Source organism: Actinoplanes utahensis, assembly GCF_016862455.1.
GTDB classification, from domain to species: Bacteria; Actinomycetota; Actinomycetes; order Mycobacteriales; family Micromonosporaceae; genus Actinoplanes; species Actinoplanes utahensis.
In genome coordinates, this window is record NZ_BOMZ01000026.1 from 28,157 (window position 1) to 43,203 (window position 15,047).

Sequence of the window (15,047 nt, forward strand, 5' to 3'; positions counted from 1 at the left end):
GATCCAGGTGGGACGCGAGATCGTCACGACACCACCCGGCCGATCCGGGTAGGACGCGAGATCGTCACGACACCACCCCGTCGACGATCCGGATGGTGCGTGAGCCGCGTGCCGCCACCACCGGATCGTGGGTGATCACCACGATCGTCAGCCCCTCGGCGTGCAGGCCGGACAGTGTCTCCAGCACGGTCTCGGCGGTCGCGGTGTCGAGGGCCCCGGTCGGTTCGTCGCAGAGCAGCAGGCTGGGCCGGGTGACCAGGGCGCGGGCGATCGCCACCCGCTGGCGTTCGCCGCCGGACATGGTGCGCGGCAGGGCGGTCCGCCGGTGGTCCAGGCCGACTCGGCTGAGCGCGTCCCGGGCCCGGTCGCGGCGCACGGCTGCGGGCACCCGGTGGTAGAGCATGGCGAGCGCCACGTTCTCCTCGGCGCTGCGGTTGGCGAGCAGGTGGAAGGACTGGAAGACGAAGCCGATCCGGCGGCCGCGCAGCGCGGTCCGGTCCCGGTCGGGCAGCGGGCCGGTGTCGACGCCGTCCAGTTCGTATCGTCCTTCGGTGGGCCGGTCGAGCAGCCCGGCCACGTTGAGGAAGGTCGATTTGCCGGAGCCGGACGGGCCCGCCACGGTGACCATCTCGCCGTGCTCGATCACCAGGTCGCAGGGGTGCAGCGCGGGTACCGGCGGCGGTCCCGGATAGGTCCGGCCCACTCCGGTGAATCGGATCACCGGTCCGGTCACGAGCCCACCAGCACCGTCTGTTCGGGCTCGAGCCGTGCGCCGCCGACCGGGGTGACCTGCACGAACCCGTCCCCGACCAGGCCCGGTGTCACCTCGACCCGGGTTCGGGCGTCGCCGTCGACGACGGTCACCGAGGTTTTGCCGTCGGCGCCGGCCGAGACCGCGGCGAGCGGCACCACCAGCACTTCGGTGCCGCTGGACGCGGCTGTCACGGTGAGCCGGACGTCTTCTCCGGCGAGGGCGGCGTCGAGCGCTCCGGCCGGCGCGACCACCATCTCGTAGCCGGCCTGGGCGGGTTCGGCGGCCGCGCCCGGCTCACCGTCCTGCCCCGGCTGCGCCGGTGTGTCGGCCACGGCTTTGACCGCGGCGTCGGCGGTGGTTCCGGTGGTCTCGGCGAGGATCTCCACCGGCATCCCGGGGCGGATCAGATCCTTCTGGTACGCCGTGAGCCGTCCCGTCACCACCAGCCGCCCGGCCGCGACGGTGAGCAGTGTGTCCTTGGCCTCCGCGCCGACGGTGGCGGTCACCTTGTCGACGCGTGCCGGGAATCCGCTGAGGAACACCGTCTCCCCGGCCGGCACCATCGGCCCGGTCCGCCCGGCGACCCGGTCGCGTTCCTCCTCGGCTGCCGCGAGGTCCTCCTCCCGGTCCTGGACGGCCAGGGCGGCGGCCGCCTTCACCGAGGCGGGCGCGGTCCGGTGGGCGATGCGGGCGTCGCGCAGCGCCCGTTCGGCGGCGGTCAGCGCGGTCTCGGCCTGCCGGAGCAGGTCCTCGTCCTCGGGTCCGGCGGGCAGTGGTTCGTATCCCTTGGACCGGTAGAACTCGCGGACCGCCGCCTCCGTCCCGGCTCCGTAGGCGCCGTCGGAGTCGCCGCCGCTGCCGAAGCCGAGCGTGTCCAGGGCCCGCTGCAACTGGGCGACGTCCCGCCCGGTCGCGCCGGGCCGCAGGTCCCGGTAGGCCGGGATGGTGCCGGGCAGCGCGAACACCGGCCGCCCGGAGATCTCCATCAGCACCTGGGCGGGCCGGACGGTGGCGCCGTACCCGGCCCGGACCGCGGTGACCACCGGCACCGCTTCGGCGCTGCCGCGGGCCACCACGTCGACGGACTGTTCGGCGTTGACCCGGCCGCGCAGCACCACGGTGGCGGTCAGGATCCGCCGCCGGACCGGTTCGGTCAGCACCGACGGCGGTGGCGGCGCGGCTTCGGCGGCGACCTGGGCCGGTGACTTGAGCCGCGTGGACACGGCGAGCGCACCGGCGGTGACGAGCACCGACACGACGACGGCGGTGAGCAGCCGGCGCCGGGCCGCGGACGGGTTCAGCACCGGTCCGCCAGGATGTACATGTTCGTGGCCTTCCACCGCCCGTCGTACGGGCGGAGCACGATCTCGGTGAGCTGGGAGCGGTCGCCGGTCAGCTGGCCGGTCTGGAGCGCGCCGGTGGATCGGCTGTGCAGCAGCCATCCGCCGAGGTCGACGCAGTCCACGATTCGGCGGGCGTCCGCGTCGGCCTCCCATCCCTCGATGCGGTGGCCGACCCGGCCGCGGGTCACCCGGTCCGCGGTCCGGGTGGCCTCCAGGTTGCCGCGCAGGGTGGAGAGCAGCGGCTCGGCGACGTGTTCGGCCAGCAGCGGCAGGTCCGGGTCGGAGGTCTCGCCGGCCGCGGTCCAGGCGGCCCAGAACCGGTCGTACGCGACCCGGACGTCGTCCGGCAGCGCCGGTGGCTCCGGTTCGGTCCCGGCGCAGGCGGTCAGGGCGGCGGCCACCGTCAGCGCCAGCGCCGGGAGGGCGGCACGCGCGGGCATGTCAGCCGCCGGACGCCAGCAGGTCGGCGGCCCGCTTGATCTCGTTGTCGATCTGGGCCCGGCCGGCGTCGAGCGCCTCCCGGTTCCGGGCGATCAGCTGGTTCTCGTAGCCGCTCTGCACGGTGAACCAGATCTCCGCCAGCCGGGTCTGCTCCTTGCAGCGCACGTCCGCCGTGGCGACGGCTCGTTCGGCCGCGCTGGGGGCGGGCGCCCACTCCTGCCCGGACGCCTCCATCGGGGTGCGGTAGTGGTGGCCGGCGGCGGCCATGCAGGCGCTCCAGGCGGCCATCGCCTCGGTCACCCGCGGGTCGGCCTCGGTGGCCTCGCTCGCCTGCTGGCCGAGCCGGCCGTCCAGTTCCAGGTCGGCTTCGGGGCCGCCCTCGTTCAGTCTGCGGATCGCCTCGCCCTGGCAGCCGCCCTCCGGGACCCCCTTGCCGGAGATGTCGCCGAATTCGCTCTTGCCGAGCAGGACGGCCAGCTCCATCCGGTCCTGGGGTGTGCTGGTGCGGTCCGGGCCGGCGGGCTGGTCGAGGGACTCGGGGGTGTGGTAGCCGTACCGGGCGGCGTGCTCGGCGTCGACGATGCCGAGCGGAAGCCCGGTGGTCCAGCCGTTGCCGGTGGCCGGGGCCGGGGGCGGCTGGTGGTCGGTGAAGCCGAGCCGGCGCATGCACTGCTGGACGAGCAGGCCTTCGGCCCGGGCGAGGACGGCGAACTCCTCGTCGGTGTACCGGTAGGCCATCAGCGGCAGGGACCGGGCCGCACCGGCGGAGACCTTCGGCAGGGCCGAGGCGGGCGCGATGCTGGGCGGGGTCAGCGGCGTTGCGGTGTCCGGAGCGCCGCTGTCACAGCCGGCGACGAGGAACAGGGCGGCCAGCACGGCCGCCCGGCGTGGGCGGAGCACCGTCAGCAGGCCCAGGCGGTACGGGTGTTGAGCAGCGTCTCGGAGGTGTAGCCGGTCACCCTGGTCCGCCGGTTGGTGTGGTACTGCCAGTACGTGTTGCCGCTGACCGAGCTGCCGTACGCGCGGCAGTAGTGCTCGGTCCGGTGGCCGGGCTGGCCGAGACCGTTGATCACCGGGTCGCTGAGGTACTGCGAGTGGCGGATCCGCGCGCTGGCGCCGGTGTAGTCGCCGAGGGCCCGGACGGTCAGCGCGCTCGCCGGCGAGGCCACCACGAGCGAACCGGTCAACGCCAGCGTCACGGCGCCGAGCCCGACCATTACCTTACGCATAGTGCCTCCCCGTACCGGATGCGTGACCATCGATGCGGGGCTCAAGCTAGCCTCAGCGGTACGGATCGATCAACGGCTGCGTCACATGTTGGCGAGATGTCGCCATCCGCGCCGTATAGTATCGCCGGAAGTCGATGGATCAGGTACGCGTTCCAGGGAGAGTCCTTGCCGGACAACGACATTCTGACCGAGCGACAGCGAGACGTTCTGCGGCTCCTCTGCGAAGGGGCCACCGATCATCAGATCGCCGCCCGGGTGTCCGCCAGCAAGCGCACCGTGCAACGCGAGATCGTCGAGCTCCGGGCGCACTTCTCGGCCGGGTCGCGGACCGAGCTGGTGGCCGTCGCGATGCGCCGCTCCGTGCGATGAGAGGGGCGCGGGCCGGCTCCGCGCCGGCCCGCGCCCCGGGCGGTTCTCAGGCGGCGACCGCGATCGGCACGCCGTGACTGTCGGTCAGTGCCAGCCGGGTGTGCAGGCTCCCCTGCTGGGCGACCTTGGCGAAGTACTCGCTGCGCCGCCGTTGCAGACACCCCTTCCTGGTACGCGGTCCGCCGGCCGCGACGGTGAGCAGCTCCGGCGCGAGCGACGAGTTCAGGCCCTCCCGGAGCAGGCGCAGCGCCTCGGTGCGCAGCTGCGAGATGCGTGACTCGGTGACACCGAGCCGGGCCGCCACCTCGCTGAGCGGCTGCTCCTGAAGGAACGACTCCTGCACCACCTGGCGCAGGCGTTCCGGCAGCGCCTGGATGGCCTGATGCAGATAGCCCAGGCGTTCCCGCTTGAGCAGCAGGTCCTCCGGCCCGTCGGAGGTCTCCGGCACCATCTCCTCGGCCGCCCCGGTGGGGAAACCCTGCAGGCTGAGCAGGGAGGCCTTCTGCACGTCGTCCTCGACGCTGGCCAGCTCGTTGACGCCGACGCCGAGCATCTCGGCCACCTCGGCGTCACTGGGGGTGCGCCCGAGCGCCGCCGTGAGCTCCTGGCGGGCCGTGGCGGCGCGCCGGGCCCGGGCCCGCACCGATCGGCTGGCCCAGTCCTGGCCGCGCAACTCGTCCAGCAGGGCGCCCCGGATCCGGACGGCCGCGAACCGGTGGAACGGGATGCCCCGGGTCACGTCGAAGGAGCGGGCGGCGCCGAGCAGGGCCGCGAAGCCGGCTGACGAGAGATCGTCGGAGTGGACATGGCCGGGCACCCGGTTGAGCAATTCCCGGACCAGATGGCCAACCATCGGCATGTTCTCGCGGATCAGGTCCTCGATGTCGCGCGCCGAGGGCGCGTCGTGGGTGACGCCGATGGTGGCGGGGAGTTCGGTCGTGGTGGTCACGTGGTCCTCCTCGCAGGTACTAACCGGCAGGTGAATACCGGCTGACGAGAAGAACAGTGGCCGCTGAAAGGTGCAGCGGCGGCCGAACTCGGTTGTATTTGTGGAGTTTTTTCATGAAAAACCTCAGGCCCAGGCGGACCAGAACGGACCGAGGCGTTTAAACCACGAACCCGGCCGCGATCACGACCGGGTTCGAGCGAGAGGGGACGTCAGCGCAGCACCGGCGCCCGCAGGGCCAGCACCTCGGCCAGCTCCTCCTGCACCCATGCCATCCGCTGCACCGCGCAGTCCGGGTGATCGCCGAACTCCACCGCGACGCCGGCGGCACAACCGTCACTGCCGTACCGCAGGATCATCGTGGTGATCGCCTCCTCCAGAGCCGCCCGGTTGGGGCTCTGGGACGGCTGCAGGTACGAGACGAAGAGCGCCTCGGCGGCCAGGTCCTTAACTGTGCTGATCATTTCTGTCGAACTCCCCGATGTCGACGACCTGCTTGAACTCGGCTGACACCACCTTGTACCCGGGCTCTCGCCCATCATCCACTCGGGTGCCGACCGGGCCGGCAGCCACGCCGTGCAATGTGCCGTGATCCGGGGCCCGGATCGAGGCAGAAGCGCCTGTCGGTCTGAGTTCACCGTAGCGCCGCGAAAGGGTCTCCGGCTTCGGAATTTCGGCTGCCGGACACTCTGTCTGTCGTTTATCCATCCCCGGCACGGGAAGGATCTACTCGTCGTCCGCGGGACACTCGCCGGCGGCGCCGTCGTCGCAGAGCACCGGCAGCTGCGAGACCGGCGGGTTGCCGGTCGGGTCGGTCCCGCCCCCGCCCTCCACCGGCGTCGACTGCTGGTGCGACGGCGGGACCGGGTCGATCGAGTTCGACGGGCCGCCACCGCCACCGGCCGGCGGGGTCGTCGTCTTCGACGTGCTGGTGCCCGGGTTCGGCCGGATCACCGGTTTCGACGAGCTGCGGCGCGGTGTCGGGGTCGGCGTGATGTGCACCGCGCCGCCGGGACCGATCGAGACGCCCGGGGAGCCGGCCGGGTCACCGAACCGGGCGTTGCCGTCGTCGAGCACCTCGACCGGGCGGGACGGCTCGCCGGGCTCGCCGGACACGTACGTCTCGCAGGTCTTGTCGTTGAGCTTGAAGAACATCGGCGGCGTGTTGCTCTCGGTGTACCGCCCGGTGATCTGCAGGGTGGTGGTGCGCTGCGGCTGGATCGCGGCGGTCGAGGAGACCCGGACCGCCCGGTCGTCCTGTTCCAGCGCGACCTTTCCGTTGCCGGAGAGCACCTGGTCGCCGGGCATCAGGAACCACAGGTCCCAACCGGCGACCGGGATGTCGTCCCGGTTCGCGAGGGTCACCTGCGCCTTGAAGTCGCCGCCGGTGTCCGACCAGACCGCGTAACTGATCACGCATTCCCCGGACGCCGGGACCACGCTGGGGGGCGTGGCCGCGGCGGCGGCCTTCGACGGCGTCTCCGACCTGCCGATCAGGTTCCAGCCGTAGGTCAGGCCGCTGAGCACGGCGACCGTGCCGGCCACCACGGCGACCCGACGGAGCCGCACCCGCGCCCGGTTCGGCGGGCGGTCGGCGGACGGGCCGGGCGGGGGCGCGCCGGCGCCCGGCCGCAACGGCGGGCGGCCCGGCCCGGTGACCGCGGACGCGACCACCGGATGGACGGCGCCCGGATCAGTGGGACCGTCCCGGCCGACCGTGGCGGCGGCCGCCGGGCCGAACCCCGAGTACGGATACCCGGACGGGAGGATGAAGGTGTCCTCGCCGTCCTCCCAGTCCGCGTCGAAGCCGGAGGTGACCAGGGGCGCGCCGGCCGACACACCGGCCAGCACGCTCGCCGTCTCGGCGCTGGACGGCCGGTCCGACGGCCGTTTCTCCAGGCAGCGGCCGATCAGCGCGCCCACCTTGGCGGGCAGGCCGTCCACCGGCGGCAGCGGCTCGGGCTCGGTGTACTGATGGGCGCGCAGCAGGGCGGTGGTGGTGCCCACGTCCCACGGCAGCTGGCCGATCATCATCCGGTAGATCAGGAGGCCGACGGCGTACACATCGGTGGCCGGGCTGACCTGGCCGCCCTCCAGCCGCTCCGGGGCCAGGTAGGCCGGGGTGCCCATCAGGCTGCCGTCGGGGTCGGTGTCGTTCTCCCCGATCAGGGCGGAGATGCCGAAGTCGACGACCTTGGCCCCGGACGGGGTGAGCATCACGTTGGCCGGGGTGACGTCGCGGTGCACGATGCCCCGGGCGTGCGCCGACGCCAGCGCGGCCGCCACCTCGGCGCCGATCCGCACCGCGGTCGGCCAGGGCAGGGTCCGCACCCGGGCCAGGACGGCCGCCAGGGACTCGCCGTCGACGAGTTCCATCACGACGTAGGGCACGGGCTCGCCGTCGACAGTGGTGGCCTCGCCGTAGTCGTACACGTTGGTGATGTTGGGATGCGTCAGCCGCGCCGCGGCCTGCGCCTCGGCCCGCAGCCGGCGCCGGAACGAGGGATCCGCGCTGGTCGAGGGCGGCAGCACCTTCACCGCGACCTGGCGCCCGAGGACTTCGTCGAAGGCTCGCCACACCACTGACATCCCGCCGGCACCGAGACGCTCGACCAGTCGGTAACGACCGGCGAGCAACCCCGAACCGGGCAGGTCCGCCGTGCTCATGTGCCCCCACATGCGCGCTTCGAGAAAACGCCGGGCCGCACCGCCATGCCGCCCGCCGCCCGGGCGAGTCGGGCCCACCATCGGACTCCGAGCATCCCCCATCGACGGCGAGGATGTTAGTACCTATCAGTCTGTAGTTCTAACCGTCACACCACGATCTACCTGCGGATCATTACCGTCAGTGGGGGCGTCGCCGTCACTCGCACGGGTAAACCACGCCGTGCCGGTCACCACCTCTCCCACCGAATGCCCGCTTCGTCGGAACTTGCGTCGTCAACCTTGCGAGTGAGTCCACGATGGAATGGATCACCGATGGTCACCTTGACACTACGGAGAGAGATCAAGAGTGTCCATGATCTGTCAATGTGGTCAGCTCCGCGCCGGAAGCCCGGTGAGCCGGCGGGACACCTGCAGGGTCGCCCCGGGCGCCACCGACCGCAGCGGCACGAAGCCGGCCGGCACCGGCGCCCCGCCGGCCGGCGCCGCCCCGAGCTCGGCCAGGTAAGCGCGCATCGGCGCCCACGACTCGTAGATCGCCAGGACCACCTCGCCGGGCGCGGCCAGCCCCAGCGCCTCGGCCACCGCGCTGCGGAACCCCACCGCCCGCTTCGCCGTCAACTGCGGCCGGCGGGCCCGCATCTCCCGTTCGACCAGGGTGGAGACCTCCCCCGGCGCCCGGCCGCGCGGATCGGCGTCCTCGTAGAGCACCACCCGGGTCAGCCCGTCGGCGAGCACCTGCGCCGAGGCTGCCAGCAGGTCGTCACGGCGGTCGCCGGGCAGCGTGACGGCGGCCACGCAACGCTCCGGGCCCCACAACCGGTGCAGCGTGCGGAGGGTGGCCGCCAGCGCCGCCGGATTGTGCCCGTAGTCCACGAAGAGCGAGACGTCGCCGAGCCGGAACAGGGTGCCCCGGCCCGGGTTCTCCACACTCGGGTCGAACTCGGAGAGACGCTCGGCCAGGCTCTCGGGCCGGGCGCCCAGGGCCCGGGCGGCGGCGATCGCGGCCAGCGCGTTGCCGGCCATGTGCAGGGCGGCGCCGCCGTACGCCCCCGGCACGTCCGCCAGCCGCATCAGCGGCGTCCGGCGCGCCCCGGTCGCCTGCACCAGCCAGCCGTCCTCCAGCACGTACGCCGCCCCGCCGCGGGCCAGATGCTCGGTCAGCACCGGGTTCCGGGCGTCCAGCGAGAACCAGACCAGCCGTTTGCGGTCGGCCCGCACCCGGGGCCGGTCGGCCAGACTGCGCACCCACGGGTCATCGGCGTTGAGCACCAGCGTCCCGCCGTCCCGGACCCGTTCCGCCACCACGGCCTTGACGTGCGCCAGGTCCTCGATCGAGGCGAGCCCGTCCTGGCCGAGGTGATCCGCGGTGATGTTGGTGACGACGCCGACGTCGGTCCAGTCGTACCCGAGCCCGCGCCGCAGCAGCCCGCCCCGGGCCGTCTCCAGGACCGCCACCTCGACCTGTGGATCGCCGAGCACCATCTGCGCCGACCGCGGGCCGGTGGCGTCGGCGACCTGGACCGTCCGGCCGTCGATGCTGACGCCGTCGGTGCTGGTCGCGCCGACCCGCATGCCGCTGCCGCTGAGCAGGTGCGCGATCAGCCGGGTGACGGTGGTCTTGCCGTTGGTGCCGGTGATCGCGACCGCCGGGATCCGGCCGTCCGAGCCGCCGGGGAACATCGCCCGGACGATCGCGTCGCCCACGTCCCGGGACCGGCCGTGCGCCGGCGACAGGTGCATCCGCAGTCCCGGCACCGCGTTGACCTCGATCACCCCGGCGGTGACCGGCCCGGCGCCGGGCCGGACCGGGGCGGCCACGTCCGGCAGCCGCAGGTCGATCCCGGCGATGTCCAGGCCGATCAGGGCGGCGACCCGGCGGCAGAGCCGGATCACGTCGGGATGCACCTGATCGGTGACGTCCCGGCTGGTGCCGCCGGTGGAGAGGTTCGCGGTGTCACGCAGCCGGAGCACCTCGCCGTCGGCCGGCACCGAGGTGGGTCGGCGGCCCTGGCGGCGCAGCACCCGCAGGGCCGTCTCGTCCAGCTCGATGCGGGTCAGCACCCGCGAGTGGCCGGTCCCCCGGCGCGGGTCCTCGTTGGCCCGGGCGACCAGGTCGGCCACGGTGGCCCGGCCGTCCCCGGTGACGTGCGCGGCGACCCGCTCGGCCGCCGCCACCACCTCGCCGGCCACCACCAGCACCCGGTAGTCGCGCCCGTCCAGCTGCCGTTCGACCACCGCCTCCCCGCCGACCTCGGTGAACGCCCGCGCGACCTGGTCCGGCGTGGTCAGGTGCAGCGCCACGTCGCGCCCCTGCCGGCCGTGCCGCGGCTTGACCACCACCGGGCCGCCCAACTCGCCGAGCAGCCGGACGGCGTCCGCCACCGTGCCGGCGGCGCCGCCCTCGGCGACCGGGATGCCCGCCTCGTCGAGCAGCCGCCGGGTGACGTGCTTGTCCCCGGCGATGTCGACGCCGACCGCGCTGGTCCGGTCGGTCATCGCGGCCCAGACCAGCCGCCGGCGGTGGCCCCAGCCGAGCCGGACCAGGCTGAGGTCGTCGAAACGCTCCACCGGGATGCCGCGGCGCCGGGCGGCGGCGATGATCGCCCGGGTGCTGGGGCCGGTCGCCTCCCGCTCGGCGAGGGCGGCCAGGCCGGCGAGCCGCTCGGCCAGCACCCCGGTGGACGGCCCGGATCCGCCGTGCACCTCACGGACCAGGTCGATCGCGGCGGTCAGCAGCTCGCCGGGGACCGTGGACTCCGGCGACTCGTCGACCGGGCATTCCATGATCACGTCGTAGGTCCCGGCCTCGCCGGCGGCGACGGTCCGGCCGAAGCTGACGTCACGGCCGATGAGCTGGGACAGCTCGATGCAGACGTGCTCGGTGACGTGGCCGAAGTAGGTGCCGCCGCGCAGCCTGCTGACGAACCCGCCGGGCGCGCCCGCCGCGCAGTGGTGCTCGGCCAAACCCGGCACCGCCCGCAGCAGGCGCTCGGTGAAGCCGGTGACGTCGGTGGTCTCGACCCCGGTCAGGTCCGCCAGGCGCAGCCGGGCGACCACCGCGGGCCGGGAGAGATAGACGTTGGGGCCGCGGAGGCGGCGCAGGCTCTCGATCTTCATGCGGCACGTTCCCGTTCGGGTTCGGGCGGGCCGGTGACGGGTCGGCGGCCCGTGAGGTGGAAGGTGCAGCCGGCCGGCAGCACGTGGATCCGGGCTCCGGCGAGCGCGATCGGCCCGGCCGGCGGAACCCGGATGTCGGCGGCGGCGCCGGCGTCGACCACCGTCACCGCCCCGCTGCCGAGGACCTCGAAACCGTCGTTCCCGGTCAGGATGGCGGTGTCCTCGTCGATGCCCACGCCCAGTTCGTGTGGGTATTGGGCGACCGCGCTGAGCAACCGGTTCAGCCGGCCCCGCTCGGCGAAGTGCTGGTCGATCAGCACACACGGCAGGAACTCCAGGCCGGGGCCGATGCGCACGCTGTCCGCGGCCACGCCGGTCCGGTCCCCGCCGGTGATCATGGTGCCGGACATCATCGCCGCGCCCGCGCTGGTCCCGCCGAGCACCACCCGGCCGGAATCGACCAGCTCGTGCAGCAGGACGTCGGTGGCGGTGCCGCCCAGAACACCGGTGATCCGCTCCTGGTCGCCGCCGGTGAAGAAGATCCCGGTGGCCTTGCGCAGCACGGCGGCGGCCTCCGGGGCATTGGCCGCGGCGCGGCTGGTGAGACGCAGGGCGCGGACCTCGCCGGCCCCCAGAGCGTGGAACCTCTCGAGGTACGCCTTCTCGGCCGTCTCCGGCGAGCCGCTGGCCGTCGCGATGACCACGACCCGGGCCGCGGCCGCTCCGGCCAGCTCGACGAACCGGCCGAGCAGCGCGTCCCCGGCCGCGCCACCCATGATCAGAAGCCGTCCGCGAGGCGGATCGGCGCGCCCCTCCACACCGTTGAGGTTAAACGGAACAAAACTGAAACATCCGGCTTATCGCCATGCCTGGCCCGCAGGTGCACCGACCCATCCCAGCGTGTGGAGTACGGGCGCATGACCGCCGGACTCCCGCACGCACAGGGGCCGCTCGGGCGCACACGGTCACGCCGACGAGCAGGGCGCGTGGTGGGGGTGCGCCTAGCGGCCGGACTCCGCACGCGCGGAGGCCGCTCGGGCGCACACGGCCCCGCAACCAGCAGTGTGTGGTTCGGGCGCGCATAGCGGCCGAACCACACACGGTCACCCGGCGGAGACGACCGGGCGCAGGTCGGCGGCCGGCGGCTGCCAGGTCTCGGGGTCCGCCTCGACCTGCTCGCCGGAGCGGATGTCCTTGACCGTGTCGGGCTCCCCCGGGAACCAGACGAACGGGATCCCGCGCCGGTCCGCGAACTGGATCTGCTTGCCGAACTTCGCCGCCGTCGGAGACACCTCGGTGGGGATGCCCCGCCCGCGCAGCGCCGACGCGATCCGGTCGCACTCCAGGCGCCGGTCGTCGCTGGGCACGGCCACCACCACGCAGGTCGGCACGGACCGGGAGACGGTCAGCGCGCCCTGCCCGAAGAGCAGTCCGAGCAGACGTGACACCCCGATGGAGATGCCGACGCCCGGGAATCGGGTGTTGCCGACCGAGGCGAGGTTGTCGTACCGGCCGCCGGAGGTGATCGAGCCGAACCGCTCGTACCCCTGGAGCAGGGTCTCGTAGACCGTGCCGGTGTAGTAGTCCAGCCCTCGGGCGATCTTGAGCTCCGCCCGGACCAGGCCGGGAGCGTGCTGGTTGGCCACCTCGATCACCTGGGCGAGTTCGTCCAGACCCTCGTCGAGCATCGGGTCGGTGACACCGAGGGCACGGACTCGGTCCACGAAAGAGGCGTCCGTCGCCGAGATCTCCGCCAGCCTCAGGCACTGCCCGGCCTGCGCGTCGGTGGCGCCGGCCGTCTCGATCAGCGCGGCGGCGACCTTCTCCGGGCCGATCTTGTCCAGCTTGTCGACCGTACGCAGCACCTGTGCCGTGTCGGCCAGGCCCAGCCCGCGGTAGAAGCCCTCGCAGATCTTGCGGTTGTTCACCAGGATCGTGGCCGGCGGGATCGGCAGCGACCGGAACACGTCGCCGATCACCAGCGGCATCTCGGTGTCGAAGTGGAACGGCAGGGTGTCCCGGTTGACCACGTCGATGTCGGCCTGGAGGAACTCGCGGTACCGCCCCTCCTGCGGGCGCTCGCCCCGCCACACCTTCTGGATCTGGTAGCGCTTGAACGGGAACTGCAGCTTGCCGTGGTTCTCGGTGACGAACCGTGCGAAGGGGACGGTCAGGTCGAAGTGCAGGCCGAGCTGGTCCTCGCGCTTGGTGTTCTCGTCCTCCTGAAGGCGGTGCAGCAGGTAGACCTCCTTGGAGGTCTCACCCTTGGACAGCAGGGTGTCCAGCGGCTCGACGGCGCGGGTCTCGAGCGGGGCGTAACCGTACAGCTCGAAGGTGGACCGGATCCTGTCGAGGATCTGCTGCTCGATGATGCGCTGCGACGGCAGCCACTCGGGAAAGCCGGAAATGGGCACTTTGTGTCTTCTCCTACAGGAAGCGTCCGGGCGCGGCGGTCAGCTCCCGCAGGTACGGGTTCGACGCGCGCTCACGGCCGATGGTGGTCGCCGGCCCGTGGCCGGGGAGCACGACGGTGTCGTCGGCCAGCGGCAGGATCTTGTCCCGCAGGCTGGTCATCATCGTCGGCGTGCTGCCGCCCGGCAGGTCGGTGCGGCCGATCGATCCGGCGAAGAGCACGTCACCGGAGAGGCAGATCTGCTCCGCCTCCCAGGACGAGCCCGCGCCGGGCAGCCGGAAGAGCACCGACCCGCCGGTATGGCCCGGCGCATGGTCGACGGTGATCTCCAGGCCGGCGATGCTCAGCACGCCGCCGTCGGTCAGCTCGGCGACGTCGTCCGGCTCCGTGTACTCCAGACGGCCGCCGAACAGCGACGTCAGGTCGGCGCTCAGGCCCTTGGACGGATCGGCCAGCATCTCCCGGTCGGCCGGGTGCACGTAGGCGGTGATCCCGCGGGCGCCGCAGACCGGCGCCACGGAGAAGGTGTGATCGAGATGGCCGTGCGTGAGCAGCACCGCGGCCGGGTGCAACCGGTGCTCGGCGAGGGTCGCGTCGAGCCGGTCCAGCACACCGATGCCGGGGTCGACGATCAGGCACTGCTCGCCCACGCCGGTGGCGACCACATAGCAATTGGTGCCGAAGGCGTCGGCCGGAAAGCCGGTGACGAGCACGGTGGCAACCTCTCTGGAGCGGGCGCAAATCGTAACGAGCCTAGCCGGGCGGCCGCACGCCACTTTCTCAGGAGGTACCCGTACACTCTTGCGGGCGTGTGGCGTGCCGCACCCCTTGACAGACAAGGCCTTATTAAAAGGGGCACAGGGAAGGACAGGCGTTCGGTGGCTTCCAGCAAGGACCGGCAGCGCAAGCTCGCGCGGGCCAAATACGACCGGCAGCAGGCCCGCCGCGCCGAGCGTGAGCACCGTCGCCGCCGGATCTCGGCGGGCATCGCGACCACGCTCGCGGTCCTGCTCGTCGCGCTCGGTGGCGCCTGGATCGGTGGCGTCTTCGACGAGGACGCCCCGGAAGCCACCGCCGCCGACGACTGCCTGTGGTCGCCGCTGAGCACGACGAACAACACCTCCCTCAAAGAGGCCGGCACGCCGCCCACCAAGGACGTCCCGATGGACGGCACCGACACCATGACGATCACCACCGACAAGGGCGCGCCGATCGTCGTGAGCGTCGACGTCGCCGGTTCGCCGTGCGCCGCCGCCAGCTTCTCGTACCTGGCGGGCAAGGGTTTCTTCGACAACACCGAGTGCCACGAGCTGACCGCCGAGGGCGCGCTGCGCTGCGGTGACCCGAGCGGCACCGGCCAGGGCGGCCCGACCTACAGCTACTACGACGAGAACATCCCGGCCGCTCCGGCGCCTTCGGCATCGCCGAGCGCGGCCGCGACCGGCGCCGTGGTCTACCCGAAGGGCACGGTCGCCGTGGTCGGCAACCCGCCGGGCGTCAACGGCAGCCAGTTCCTCATCTTCCACAAGGACTACGCCCCCGCCGAGCCGGTCTACTCCATCCTCGGCAAGGTCACCGGCGGCATGGAGACCGTCGCCGCGATCGCCAAGATCCCGGTGGTGGCGAACGCGGGCGGCGACAAGGTCAAGCCCAAGGACAAGATCACCATCAAGACCCTGACCGTCGGTACGGCGAGCGTGGCCCCCTCGGCCGCGGCGAGCGCCGCCCCGTCGTCCAGCGTCCAGTCGTGAACGCAGAGGCAGGAAGC

The 15,047-nt window shown here is 72.7% G+C and carries 14 protein-coding genes; 2 read left to right on the plus strand and 12 right to left on the minus strand.

Annotation, left to right across the window (positions count from 1 at the left end; genetic code table 11):
* Positions 1-64: 64 nt before the first annotated feature.
* The 5 genes from Aut01nite_RS07765 to Aut01nite_RS07785 are packed head-to-tail and all read right to left on the minus strand — an operon-like array spanning position 65 to position 3,767.
* Positions 65-733, minus strand: coding sequence for an ABC transporter ATP-binding protein (locus tag Aut01nite_RS07765; protein ID WP_043528552.1), 669 nt, complete (start codon positions 731-733; stop codon positions 65-67).
* A complete protein-coding gene (locus tag Aut01nite_RS07770) occupies positions 730-2,058 on the minus strand; it encodes a peptidoglycan-binding protein (RefSeq protein ID WP_052164143.1) in 1,329 nt (442 codons plus the stop codon). The genes Aut01nite_RS07765 and Aut01nite_RS07770 overlap by 4 nt, the downstream gene beginning before the upstream one ends.
* Complete coding sequence (locus tag Aut01nite_RS07775; protein WP_043528554.1) at positions 2,052-2,537, minus strand: hypothetical protein; 486 nt, start codon at positions 2,535-2,537, stop codon at positions 2,052-2,054. The genes Aut01nite_RS07770 and Aut01nite_RS07775 overlap by 7 nt, the downstream gene beginning before the upstream one ends.
* A gap of 1 nt (position 2,538) precedes the next feature.
* The gene (locus tag Aut01nite_RS07780) at positions 2,539-3,438 is read right to left on the minus strand and encodes a hypothetical protein (protein ID WP_052164144.1); all 900 of its coding nucleotides are present in this window, start codon (positions 3,436-3,438) and stop codon (positions 2,539-2,541) included.
* Positions 3,439-3,440: 2 nt separating this feature from the next.
* The gene (locus tag Aut01nite_RS07785) at positions 3,441-3,767 is read right to left on the minus strand and encodes a hypothetical protein (protein ID WP_152628899.1); all 327 of its coding nucleotides are present in this window, start codon (positions 3,765-3,767) and stop codon (positions 3,441-3,443) included.
* Positions 3,768-3,932: 165 nt separating this feature from the next.
* Here Aut01nite_RS07785 and Aut01nite_RS07790 point away from each other — a divergent pair, with 165 nt between their 5' ends.
* Entirely contained in the window at positions 3,933-4,136 is a 204-nt protein-coding gene (locus Aut01nite_RS07790) for a response regulator transcription factor (RefSeq protein ID WP_043528557.1), read from the plus strand.
* A gap of 46 nt (positions 4,137-4,182) precedes the next feature.
* Here Aut01nite_RS07790 and Aut01nite_RS07795 read toward each other — a convergent pair whose 3' ends face one another.
* The 7 genes from Aut01nite_RS07795 to Aut01nite_RS07825 all read right to left on the minus strand — a co-directional run bounded on the left by Aut01nite_RS07795 (position 4,183) and on the right by Aut01nite_RS07825 (position 13,992).
* Complete coding sequence (locus tag Aut01nite_RS07795) at positions 4,183-5,085, minus strand: sigma-70 family RNA polymerase sigma factor (protein WP_043528559.1); 903 nt, start codon at positions 5,083-5,085, stop codon at positions 4,183-4,185.
* Positions 5,086-5,294: 209 nt separating this feature from the next.
* On the minus strand, positions 5,295-5,546 hold the full coding sequence (locus Aut01nite_RS07800) for a hypothetical protein (protein WP_043528561.1): 252 nt from the start codon (positions 5,544-5,546) through the stop codon (positions 5,295-5,297).
* 262 nt (positions 5,547-5,808) lie between these two features.
* Positions 5,809-7,749: a serine/threonine-protein kinase gene (locus Aut01nite_RS07805; RefSeq protein WP_052164145.1), complete on the minus strand. Its 1,941-nt coding sequence runs from the start codon at positions 7,747-7,749 to the stop codon at positions 5,809-5,811.
* 369 nt (positions 7,750-8,118) lie between these two features.
* A complete protein-coding gene (cphA, locus tag Aut01nite_RS07810; RefSeq protein ID WP_043528562.1) occupies positions 8,119-10,866 on the minus strand; it encodes a cyanophycin synthetase in 2,748 nt (915 codons plus the stop codon).
* Entirely contained in the window at positions 10,863-11,684 is an 822-nt protein-coding gene (locus Aut01nite_RS07815) for a cyanophycinase (RefSeq protein WP_236642907.1), read from the minus strand. The genes cphA and Aut01nite_RS07815 overlap by 4 nt, the downstream gene beginning before the upstream one ends.
* Before the next feature lie 285 nt (positions 11,685-11,969).
* Entirely contained in the window at positions 11,970-13,280 is a 1,311-nt protein-coding gene (gene hisS / locus Aut01nite_RS07820; protein WP_043528565.1) for a histidine--tRNA ligase, read from the minus strand.
* 13 nt (positions 13,281-13,293) lie between these two features.
* Positions 13,294-13,992 carry an MBL fold metallo-hydrolase gene (locus Aut01nite_RS07825; protein WP_043528567.1) on the minus strand — a complete coding sequence of 233 codons (699 nt, stop codon included), beginning with the start codon at positions 13,990-13,992 and terminating at the stop codon, positions 13,294-13,296.
* A 165-nt stretch (positions 13,993-14,157) separates the two neighbouring features.
* Here Aut01nite_RS07825 and Aut01nite_RS07830 point away from each other — a divergent pair, with 165 nt between their 5' ends.
* Entirely contained in the window at positions 14,158-15,030 is an 873-nt protein-coding gene (locus Aut01nite_RS07830) for a peptidylprolyl isomerase (protein WP_043528569.1), read from the plus strand.
* Positions 15,031-15,047: the final 17 nt, after the last annotated feature.